The following is an 11,764-nucleotide window of genomic DNA, read 5'->3' as shown; positions in this document are numbered from 1 at the left end:
TTATATCGTTGGCAACAGAAAATGTTGCTTTTGCTTTAATGTCTTTTGAAGAAGCTCCAACTTTTACGGTGTAATCGCCGGCTTCTGTAATCCAGCTTGTACTTGCTTCATCAAACGACGCCAAAAGTGCGGCATCAATATCAAATGATAGCGTTGCTGATTTTCCCGGTTCCAACAGCGCAGTTTTACCAAAGGCTACCAACTCTTCTTCGGGCTTTTCCATTTGTTTACCCGGCGCGCTGGCATAAACCTGAACCACTTCTTTACCCGCAACATCACCGGTATTTTTCACATCGATGGAAACCGTAATTTTTCCATTAAAATTTTTGTCGCTCAGTTTCAGGTTGCTGTATTCAAATGTTGTGTATGATTTTCCGTATCCGAATTCGTAAGCCACCGGCACATCGAAAGTGTTGAAATAACGGTAACCCACGTAAATATCTTCTTCGTAAACCACTTCCCAGGGCACACGGCGCATCATCGAGAAACCTGATTGGTCGGCAGTATTATCTTCTGCTCCCTCAACTTCGATTGCCTCGCCGGGGAAATTATCCGACGACGAACCATCCTCGTATTTCACAGGGAAGGTTTGTGCCAGTTTACCTGACGGATTTACTTTTCCTGAAAGTACATCAACTACTGAGTTACCACCCTCTTGTCCTGGTTGCCAGGCACAAAGAACGGCATCAGGAATATTGTTCCAGCTGGCGGTTTCAACAACACCTCCAACATTTAGAACCACCACTGCTTTTTTGCCTTTAGCATGGAAAGCTTCAGTAACGGTTTTTATCAGGTCTTTTTCATTTTTATTCAGGTAGAAATCGCCTTCAACAGCTTCGCGGTCGCCACCTTCTCCGGCATTTCGTCCGATGGTGATTAAAGCAATATCAGCTTTTGCAGCCATCTCTTCAGCAATCGATGCATCCAAAGCCATTTCTTCAACAGGAATTTTTCCACCCATTAAAGCAGCAATAAAGTTTTTGGATTTATCCTGCACTTTACTCGCTTCTTCCATGTAGGTTTCGTAAGTGTTTTTAAGTTCGTCGTAAGATTGGTAACCGGCATTTTGCAGGCCTTCCAACAACGAAACCGTGTAAGCTTCGTTAACATCGCCACTACCGGTACCTCCTGAAATAAAATCGTAGGAAGCATTTCCGAATGCGGCCACATTTTTTATGCTGTTTGCAAATGGAAGCGCGCCGTTATTTTCCAGCAATACCATTCCATCGGTAGCGGCCTGACGAGTTACTTCCGCGTGTGCTTTTAAATCTGGTTTGTTCGATATTTTATATTCTTTGTAACGTGGTGTCTCAACCATGATATTTAGAATACGCTCAACATTTGTATCCAAAACCGATTCATCCAGTTTTCCTGCCTTAATAGCTTCGATCAACGTTTTAACGGTCTCCGGCGAACCCGGTTGGATCATATCGTTACCGGCTACCATTTGGGCAACAACATCGCTACCACCGCCCCAGTCGGTCATTACATATCCTTCAAATCCCCAGTCATTGCGAAGGATTTTTGTTAACAGATCATGACTCTCTGAAGTATAAACTCCGTTTACTTTATTGTAAGATGACATCACTGTCCATGGCTGACTTTCCTGAACCACGATTTTAAAACCTTTCAGATAAATTTCGTGCAAAGCACGTTCGCTAACAATTACATCAACCGACATACGATTGGTTTCCTGGTTGTTTACCGCAAAGTGTTTGATTGAAGTTCCTACGCCATTCGATTGGATACCTTTTACCATTGCAGCCGCCATTTTTCCGGCTACCAGCGGATCTTCCGAATAATATTCGAAGTTACGTCCGCAAAGTGGGTCACGTTGAATATTCAGTGCAGGTGCTAAAAGAATATCGGCACCATATTCCAGCACCTCTTTACCCATGGCTTTTCCTACCGATTCTACCAACTCGCTATCCCACGATGAAGCCAAAACGGTTGCAATCGGGAAAGCTGTACAATAATAAGTGTCTGTTTCTCCCGGGCGTGTTGGACTGATCCGTAATCCGGCCGGACCATCAGCCAAAGTCTGGCTTGTAACTCCCAATCCGGGATATTCTGCAGTTACTCCGGCCGTTCCGGGCAAATACCCCCTGATTTTATCTACCATTTTTCCGTAAGAAGTGCTGGTATCCAATCCTCCACCAAACATTGGAGGCATTTTTTCACGAATAGAATCGGGCAAGGGAAAGTACATTCCGGTTCCGATTACCAACTGAGCTTTCTGCTCCAGGGTCATCGACTTAACGATTTCTTTTACGCTTTTTTGTGAAACACTTGCCGACAGACTGCCGGATACAAGTAATAATACAAGGAGGATGAGTACACTGTTTAGTCTAAGTTTGTTACCGATCATGGTGAATGATTTAGTTCTAATTTAAATTTTATTGTTTTAGTTTATTGATATGTTTTATCTATGGTGACGAAGATAGAAATAAATTTTATTCCTAGTGTCATTACGACACATTATTATATTTTTAAACATATTCAGTTATTACTTCGAGATTTTTTTTCTACTTTGTAAGCATAAAAATTAAAGACCTTGGATAAAACAGCGCCGATCAATTCAACAGAGTATATGAATCACATATCAATCGATTGTGTGATATTCGGATTTAGCAACAATGAGCTTAAAGTACTGCTTTTGCATTTAAAGTATTCGAAGGAATATTCACTTCCCGGAGGATTTTTAAAATACGATGAAACGCTTGAGCAGGCAGCGCAACGTATAGTTAAAGAGCGTACCGGGCTCGACAATCTGTTTTTAAAACAATTTAAAGTATTTAGCGATCCGGAAAGGTCAAAATCGAATAAAGCCTTACTCGATGCCGATATGGCAGGCACCGATCACGACAAGAGTTTTTTTGACAAACGTTTTATCTCTGTAGGATTTTATGCTTTGGTTGATTTTAGGAAAGTAAAACCAACCCCCGACCTTTTTTCCGACCATTGCGATTGGGTTTCTTTAAACACCGATGTTTCGATGCTGCTCGACCATAAACAAATTATCGAGAAGGCCATCAACACCTTGCGTTTACAGCTTAGCCAACAGCCTATTGGTTTAAAACTGTTACCCCGGAAATTTACCATGCCCGAACTTCAGAAACTTTATGAAACGATTCTTGGCCGCGATTTGGACCGACGCAATTTTCAGCGAAAAATGTTAAACTACAATATTCTTGATAAGTTAAAAGAGCGGAAAACCGGTGGTGCACACAAATCGCCGTACTTGTATTCGTTTAATATGGAACGCTACCAAAAAGCATTGGAAGATGGATTGAGTGGAATTTGGTAAGAGGTTACGCTTTTATCCGCAAAGCCCAATTATACAGAATATTTCCTGAGAGAGTACAGAAAAACAACACCAAGCCGAATGGAATAAGATCGCCGGTATGAAACATCGCCATTATACTTCCGATTAGCGCACTAATGGCAAAGCGGGCAATTCCGATAGTGGCATTTGCCGATCCTGCAACTTCAGGATTATGGTTCAGAATGGTAGCGGTTCCGTTTCCAAAAACCAAACCTAAACTGCCCACATACAACACAATCGATGCAAATACTGCCCACAATTGCGGCACGGGCATCAGTACCGAAATGGCCAGCGTAACTCCAGAAAACAGCTGCAGCAATAAGCCGTAGCGTAAAATTTTTTCCGGATCGTGTTTCTTCAAAAGCATGGTATTTAAAAACGAAAGCATGATGTTTAAAACAACATTCGCACTGAAAAACAGCGGAAAGCGCATTTGGCTGATATTGAAATACTCGATATAAATAAACGATGCCGCTGTAATAAAAATGTACAAGCCCGACATGGGCAAACTAATGGCAAACAGCAAAATAGTACTTTGTTTATTCGCGAAAAATACCCGGTACTTTTCCAACAGCTGCCGACCTGTAATTTTTCGGGTGATCAGCTCCGTAGCTCGTGATTCGGGTATAAGCAACCACATGGATAAAAACAACAAAATGGCAAATGCCAGTAAAAACCAGAAGATACTCACCCAACCATACCAATGAATTAATGCCGCGCCCATAACCGGTGCAAACAACGGGGCCAGCATAATGATCATACTAATGATGGTTACAAAACGAGCCACCTGTTTTCCGCTGTAGCAGTCGCGGATAAACACATTTCCGGTAACCGTTGCAAATCCTCCGCCAAATGCCTGAAGCACACGCAACAAAAGCACATATTCAATTTTTGTGCAGGTAGTTATTAGCAAAGAGGCCAAACCGTAAAGTGCAATTCCGGTGAGAGCAATTCTCTTTCGTCCAAAAGCATCAGACAAGGGGCCACCGAAAAAGTTTCCAAAGGCAAATCCCAGAAAATACAAAGTGATGGTTAACTCTGCGACGTTGAGCTTTACGCCAAAAAACTCAGCAATATCGGGCAAGGCGGCTATGTAGGTGTCAATTGCAAACGGCGACATAGCCACCATTGCAGCCATAACCATTGTTAATACGGGAATAAAAAATTTGCCTGAACGGTTTAAACTCATCTTATATCGTTTCCATTTGGGCGCGAAGGTATAAGTTTTAAACGAAGACCTGAATTAATATTTCCCTGCCTCTTCCGAATTTAACACGTTCAGGTATTAATCAGCTCATCCAACTGGCCGGGCGAAAGTCCTTCAGGATCGAATCCGGCACTCCAGGCTAACAACAAAAGTTTCGCTCCTTTATTAGCCACATCCAAAAAGTCGAAGGCCTCTTCCATATCAACACCGGTGGCTAGAGCACCGTGTTTTTCCCACAACACAACATCGTGATTTGTTAATCCTTCCAGGGTTAGATTTGCCAGTTTTTCGGTTCCATACCGGGCATAACCGGCGCAGCCAACTCCGCGAGGAATATACAACTTTATTTCGGGACACATTTTCCAGAGCGAGTGATTAAACAAAGCCTCATCGTTAAATAATTTATGGTGGCTTAAAACCACCAACTCGCTTGGATGTGCATGAACAACAGCTTTTCGTCCGGTATGATTTGCTGCATTAAAAAGATGAATTTTTATGTGCGCCCTCAATTCGGAAGTGGGTTTAAAACCGGCACTTTTGCCGCCCCACAAAACCGAATAGGCCGTAGCTGCTGAATTAACAGCTATAATTGCTGCAACTTCATCAACCCTATCTACAAGATGCCGCAACCGACAGCCCGAACCGGTAACAAAAAGTACCATCCCGGCAGCATCGATAGGAAAATCGAAGGAAACTTCGTCATGAATCCGGTTGATCGTTGATTCCTGAAAAAGCCCGCTTAAATCAATTGAAATATTTCCTGAGCTTTTTTCGGCCCACTCTTTTTCCCATAAATAACCGGCAACTTCGCTCACCTGAATAATATGATTTACGACCTCGGCCGGAAGATTTTTTAATGCATCCACAGTTAATGATTAAGTTATTCAATACTTCATTGCTAAATGTATTGCATGCGTTCTTTAAATTTCTGATACAATTCGCCGCACAGCTTTTGATTTTCCGATGGCTCAATAATTTTAGGATTATAATCCACCAACTGCCGGGCTTCTTCGGGCGATTTTGCCACGCCACTTCCGGCAAATACGAACAAGGCTGCTCCCAAAACGGTTGTCTCTTTCTGATCGACCAATTGTATGGGTAAATTGCAAATATCAGCACGCAACTGGTTCCAAAGATAGTTTTTTGATCCACCACCCACGCAAATTATTTTTTCGGCTTTAAAACCACCTGCATTTTCCAGCGCTTCGATGCCATATCGCAAACGATACGCCAGGCTTTCAAGAAATGCCCGGTATATTTCCCCACGTTTTGTATTTATCGTTAAACCGTTGATTGCTCCGAAATTATTGGCTCCGCTTTCTCCGTAAAACGAAGGATTTACCCAAACCGACGATTCTCCGGGCTGAACTGCACCCGCATCAAAAATCATTTTAGCGTACAAAGCATCACCACTTAGTTCGGGGTAAAAACTTTTGGCGAACCACTCCAGTATTCCCGAAGCCAGGTAATTCTGCCCGATATTGTAAAGTCCCTTCTCGGCATCCATTTCGGTGGTTAACTGTGCTGTCAGTTCCTTTTTCGTTGATTTAAACCCGGCACTACGCGCCATAATTATTTCCCAGGTGCCACTACTCAGTACCAGTTCATTTTCTTTTGCGCCCGAGCCAAATACTGCAAACTGCGTATCGTGTCCGCCAAAAAACACGGGTACATTTGCAGGAATCCCCGTTTCAGTTTCAGCCTTTTGATGAACGGCTCCGGCCAATTCTCCCGATTCAGCAATATCTCCCAAAATATCATTTCGAATATCCAGCGCTGCAAATATCTTCTCCGAGGGTTGCTGCTTTTGCATATCCATCAACATAGACGTACCGGCCATAGTAGCGTCGTTGCGTAATTCGCCCGTTAGCTTAAAAATAAATAGCGAGGTGATAAATAAAAAACGATGGGCCTTTTCAATCACCTCAGGCCGGTTTTCCTTCATCCAAACCATTTTATTGATGGTATTAAATACATAGGGAAAAGTGCCGGCTTCGGCGTACAGGTGTTCAAGTGGAATATATTTCCCGATTTCATTCATAACAGGCGTTGTGCGCTGACATTGCCATGAAATGACCGGGTAAAGCAATTTGCCTTCCGTGTCGACAAATGCACCATCAACACCAAAAGTTGTAACGGTTACGCCGGCAATTCGTTTTGTATCGATCGCCGCCATTATTTTTTTGGAGGCCGAACAAAGTTTTGCCCACATTTCTTCCACATCCCAGATTACACCTCCGGGAAATTCGGGATCGGGACTTGTATTGTTTGCAGTCGATTCCGAAGCCACAATTTTACCATGTACATCCATGGCGATCACCCGCAGGTTTGTGGCTCCGCAATCGAATACTATTGCCAGATCTTTTTCAGGCATATGAACTATTTTTTACCATAAAGTGGCCCGTAAGTTTCACAGGCACGGAAATCTGAACCTTCTTTATTTTCTCCAAACGATGCCCATGCACTTGGCCGGAATACCTTATCCTCAGTAACATTATGCATGTTTACCGGAATGCGTAACATCGAGGCCAGCGTAATCAGGTCGGCACCAATATGCCCGTAACTAATTGCGCCATGGTTGGCGCCCCAGTTGGCCATTACCGAATATACATCTTTAAAAGCCCCCTCACCATTTACTCGCGGTACAAACCATGTTGTTGGCCAGGTTGGGTTGGTGCGTTCATCCAATACTTTATGAATATCATCAGGAAGTTCAACCGTCCAGCCTTCGGCAATTTGAAGCACCGGACCCAGCCCATCTACCAGGTTTACACGGCTCATGGTAACCGGCATCTGTCCGGCAGTTTTAAACTGCGACGAATAACCTCCACCACGGAAATAACCGCGTTCTGCCTGTGGCCACAGGGTGTTATCCAAACACTTCTGCACCTCATCTTCCGTAATCTCCCAGAAAGGTTTCATGGCCGGATTTCCTTGGGCACGTTGCTGTGCTGTTGCGTCAAGCGTTGTTGAACCCGAGTTGATCAGGTGAATAATTCCTCCTTCGGCCAAACCGGTCAGTTCTTTTCCGCAAACCCGTTTAACTGCATCCGGACTCCAGTAGGTGCGTACGTCAGAAAATATCTGGCTGGTGTTGCTCAGCAAATGCCCGAACAACATCGACACACCATTCAAACTATCGTTTTCGGTAGCAAAAACAAAAGCCTGACGAATACCATTCCAGTCGAAAGATGAATTTAGAATAGCCTCCGTAAAATCGGCATTTGGTTTATAGTCTGTCCACTGGCGTTGCCCCTGGAAACCACCCAGAATTGCATTTCTTCCCAAACCCTCTTCGCGATATCCTTTTGCGATAACTTTTTCATTACCAATCATCATATCGCGGCAAATCAATGTCATTTTAACCACCATCTCCCACTCTGCTTCTTTTCGGGCAGCATCTACCTGGTCTTCCGGTTTGTTTACATCTTTGCCTTCTTTGCAATTAGTCTTTGTCCAGGCCAGTGCTTTCTGATACTCCTCCTCATCGTAAATACCTTCGTCAATTCTTCTCAGAATCTCTACCGATTCCACAAACTCAGTGCGAATTCCCAAATATTTTTGAAAGAAAGATGAATCGACCATCGAACCGGCAATTCCCATCGAACTGTATCCGATCGACACGTATGATTTTCCTTTCATTTGAGCCACTGCCAGCCCCGATTTTACAAAGCGTACTATTTTTTCTTTTACATCTTCAGGAATTGTAGTATCGCCGGCATCCTGCACATCGCGACCATAAATTCCAAAAGTTGGTAATCCTTTTTGTGTGTATCCGGCCAATGCTGCAGCCAGATAAACGGCCCCAGGACGTTCGGTTCCGTTAAAACCCCAAACGGCTTTGGCTAGCAGCGGATCGGTGTCCATCACCTCGGTACCGTAACACCAGCACGGCGTAACCGTTAACGACACGCCAACGCCTTCTTTTCTGAATTTTTCGGCACACAGAGCAGCTTCTGCGACGCCACCAATACATGTGTCGGCAACAACACATTCTACGGTTTCGCCACTCGGAAATCGTAATTGTTCGCTGATAAATGCTGCTGCTGTTTGGGCAAGCGTCATCACTTGTTTTTCCAGCGACTCCCGAACACCACGTTCGCGTCCGTCAATAACGGGACGGATACCCACTTTTGGCAAGTCGCCAATTAGTCTGTTAGCCATAATTGTTTATTTAGATTTTTAAATTTTATTGTATTTTTTAGTGATCACAAAGTACCACTAAACCGTTCCTAAAGCAATGGCTATTTTTATTACATTTGTATCTATTTCAAACATCGAACCAAATGACCACAGCTAAAACAAAGCCGGAAAAAGGCGATCCATCTGATGTTGTTCAGTTTTTTCCGAACTACAATATTCAGCTACTTTGCTGCCGCCATTGGTGGCTTGAGAATTGGGAACACACCGAACTTTCGTTTCCCTACTGGCGCATATACCACAACAGCAAAGAGGGTGCGAAGGTGATTTATAACGATAATGAATATAAGCTTTCTCCGGATCAAATTTTACTGATAGCACCAAATACGTCCTATGCCACCCGTTTGTATAATAATGAAATTCCGAAGCAAGGATATACTTTTGCAGGCGGACCGGTAATCCCCAATTTGGATCAGCAGAACCTGTCGACAAAACCATATCTTCTGCACTTTTTTATACATTTTAATATTGGAATTCCGTACGACAATATTTCGCCAAGAGTGTTTAGATTTGAATTAACCGATCATCTTCAATCGAAATTGAAATTGATAAAAGAACACCTGAATTACGACAACAAATCGTTTAATTTTCACACCAGTTTAGTCATCAAATCTTTAATAACCGATATACTCTCAGATCTTCCTGAATCAAACTGGAACCTAATCTCAAACGATCATCGGATTATAAGCTGTTTACGATACATTGAAGGGAATTTAGCTGATGATTTGAGCAATCCAACTTTAGCCGAAAAAGCCAAAATGGCGACAAATGCTTTTATCCGTCTTTTTTCGAATGAAGTTGGAATTTCAGTTCAAAAGTATATTCGCAACAAACGCATCGACAGCGCATGTATCATGCTTCACCACTCGAACTTAAGTATTGACGAAATTGCATTGAAAACCGGTTTTGCAGACCGGTACCATTTTTCCCGGATATTTAAACAAAGTACAGGAATTTCTCCGGCCCGGTATAAAAAAGAGTTTGTAATGAGCTCATAAAAAAACAGCAGTAAGAAATTCCTGCTGCTGCTTGTAATCACTCAATACCAAATCTATATCTAAAAATCTATTTGTATTCTGCTGCTTTCTTTTTATAAAAATCCTGCAATTCAAAATATGCTTTCTTTTTAACACCATTGTTCGAGATGATACCTTTGCGGTTGAAAAAATCCTGAATACCATTTAGCTGTCGACGTGGCGAATAAAAGTCAACTAAAATCCATGGGCTGGTTCCGGCAAAACCGTCTACCTTGTTAAACATCGCAAGCGTTTCTTTGTATAAACGTGCCTGGTACTCTTCCGTCCACTTTTCGTCGTTATCGCCATGCTTTCCCTGCAGGGCTCCTGCACCAAATTCGCTGATAAAAAATGGTTTATCGTAAGGAATTTCCCATGCCCGTTTTGCCAGATCCTCGATTGTTCCTCCATACCATCCGTGGTAGCTGTTAAAACTTATGATGTCGACGTACTTATTCATATTGTCTTCAACCTTGCTCAGGTTATTACCCTGACCGGTAACTTCCATCGCCATACTAATCAGGCGGGTATTATCTTTTTCGCGCGCAAACGAAGCCAGCTTTCCTAGAAATATATCACGTGCTTCGCTGTGCGGAGTTTCATTGGCAATAGACCAAACAGTAATGGCACAGCGGTTTTTATCGCGGTCGATCATATCTGAAAGCTGTTGCTGCGCATTGGCATAAGTTGCTTCATTATTCCAGTGGATAGTCCAGTAAACAGGAATTTCAGACCACACCATAATTCCCATTTTTTCGGCTTCGCGAACCATATACTCGTTATGCGGATAGTGAGCCAAACGCACAAAATTACAGCCCAAATCTTTGGCCCATCCCAGTAATACTTTCGCATCGTCGGCATTCCAGGCTCTTCCCTGGCGGAAAGGAGCTTCTTCGTGAATGCAAATTCCGCGCAAAAAAACTTGCTCGTCGTTAAGATAAATTGCTTTCCCGCGGGTTTCTATATTTTTAAACCCTATCTGATCTTTCACCTCTTCACCGTTGGCGGTAAAAACCACGTCATATAGCTTTGGATTCTCAGGGCTCCAAAGTTCAGGCTTTGCTTTTATTGAAAATGCGGCATATCCGTTTTCATCTGTTGTAAGTTTCTCCTCAATATCCAGTTCCGGAATAGTAAGTATAACCTCTTCCCCTCTAACTTTTTCATTGAGTTTTACATTCCCCACAATACGATCGTATTTCCCTTTTTCGAGCTGGATAAGATAGTCTTCCACAAACACCTCCGGAACATCTACGATCAGCACCTCGCGAGTAATGCCGCCATAATTCCACCAATCGGCATTAATCGTTGGAACTCCCTCGGGAATACGCTCATTATTTACACGTACAATCAAAAAGTTATCTCCATCTTTTACCTTGTTGGTTATATCGAAATTAAACGGAGTAAATCCACCAATGTGCTCTCCTATCTTCTCTCCGTTCAAGTACACTTTTGCATCGTAGTTTACCGCGCCAAAGTACACAAAGGTCTTTTGTCCGGCTTTTTTGGCGTAGTTGAAATCTTTTTTAAACCACACGCTGCCTTCGTAAAAAAACAGCTGCCCGTTTTTTGTATTCCAATCAGAAGGAATAACCATTAACGGAGATGTATCAAAATTGTACTCAACCAAGTCTCCTTTATTTTTTGCCTTCCTGTTTTTAAAAAAACCGTTTGGATTTTCGTTCAGTCGATAATCGTAATAACCATTATCAAACGGATCGATAATATAGTTCCAGCTACCATTAAGCTTAAAATGGTTTCTGCCATTTACATTTTGAATTAAAGATTCCTGTGCCAAACCTATAAAAGGCAACAGGAGCAATACAAATACTGCCAATTTTTTCATTTTTTCGTTTTATTGTAATTCGTTTATTTCGTCAAAAATGCTGAGGTTCCACTGATCCATCCATTTTAATACGGGCAATCCGTTTTCAAATTGAATGGGCAACCAAATGTAACTTGCTTCGATTGGCTTTTTTGGCGTCCAGCGATCGGCCATAAAAATAAAAGCATCGT

General features: G+C 42.7%; 8 protein-coding genes. 2 read left to right on the top strand and 6 right to left on the bottom strand.

What is annotated here, in order from left to right; all coding sequences use genetic code 11:
- The coding region (locus ABZB17_RS14605; protein WP_372651072.1) for a glycoside hydrolase family 3 C-terminal domain-containing protein at positions 1-2,368 on the bottom strand (2,368 nt) is incomplete at its 3' end.
- 222 nt (positions 2,369-2,590) lie between these two features.
- On the opposite strand from ABZB17_RS14605, the gene ABZB17_RS14600 reads away from it, so the two are divergent.
- A complete protein-coding gene (locus ABZB17_RS14600; protein WP_372651071.1) occupies positions 2,591-3,307 on the top strand; it encodes an NUDIX domain-containing protein in 717 nt (238 codons plus the stop codon).
- A 4-nt stretch (positions 3,308-3,311) separates the two neighbouring features.
- Here ABZB17_RS14600 and ABZB17_RS14595 read toward each other — a convergent pair whose 3' ends face one another.
- The 4 genes from ABZB17_RS14595 to ABZB17_RS14580 all read right to left on the bottom strand — a co-directional run bounded on the left by ABZB17_RS14595 (position 3,312) and on the right by ABZB17_RS14580 (position 8,696).
- Positions 3,312-4,514 carry a multidrug effflux MFS transporter gene (locus tag ABZB17_RS14595; protein WP_372651070.1) on the bottom strand — a complete coding sequence of 401 codons (1,203 nt, stop codon included), beginning with the start codon at positions 4,512-4,514 and terminating at the stop codon, positions 3,312-3,314.
- A gap of 89 nt (positions 4,515-4,603) precedes the next feature.
- A complete protein-coding gene (gene rhaD / locus ABZB17_RS14590) occupies positions 4,604-5,398 on the bottom strand; it encodes a rhamnulose-1-phosphate aldolase (protein WP_372651069.1) in 795 nt (264 codons plus the stop codon).
- 32 nt (positions 5,399-5,430) lie between these two features.
- Entirely contained in the window at positions 5,431-6,906 is a 1,476-nt protein-coding gene (gene fucK / locus ABZB17_RS14585; RefSeq protein WP_372651068.1) for an L-fuculokinase, read from the bottom strand.
- 5 nt (positions 6,907-6,911) lie between these two features.
- Positions 6,912-8,696: an L-fucose isomerase gene (locus ABZB17_RS14580; protein WP_372651067.1), complete on the bottom strand. Its 1,785-nt coding sequence runs from the start codon at positions 8,694-8,696 to the stop codon at positions 6,912-6,914.
- A 122-nt stretch (positions 8,697-8,818) separates the two neighbouring features.
- Here ABZB17_RS14580 and ABZB17_RS14575 point away from each other — a divergent pair, with 122 nt between their 5' ends.
- Positions 8,819-9,730, top strand: a complete 912-nt coding sequence (locus ABZB17_RS14575) for a helix-turn-helix domain-containing protein (protein WP_372651066.1) — start codon at positions 8,819-8,821, stop codon at positions 9,728-9,730.
- A 67-nt stretch (positions 9,731-9,797) separates the two neighbouring features.
- On the opposite strand, the gene ABZB17_RS14570 is transcribed toward ABZB17_RS14575, so the two are convergent.
- Positions 9,798-11,594 carry a glycoside hydrolase family 2 protein gene (locus ABZB17_RS14570; RefSeq protein ID WP_372651065.1) on the bottom strand — a complete coding sequence of 599 codons (1,797 nt, stop codon included), beginning with the start codon at positions 11,592-11,594 and terminating at the stop codon, positions 9,798-9,800.
- Positions 11,595-11,764: the final 170 nt, after the last annotated feature.

Source organism: Draconibacterium sp. (assembly GCF_041583095.1).
GTDB lineage: Bacteria > Bacteroidota > Bacteroidia > Bacteroidales > Prolixibacteraceae > Draconibacterium.
Note: the sequence above shows the minus strand (reverse complement) of the source record. Positions and strands in the feature narration are given on the sequence as shown.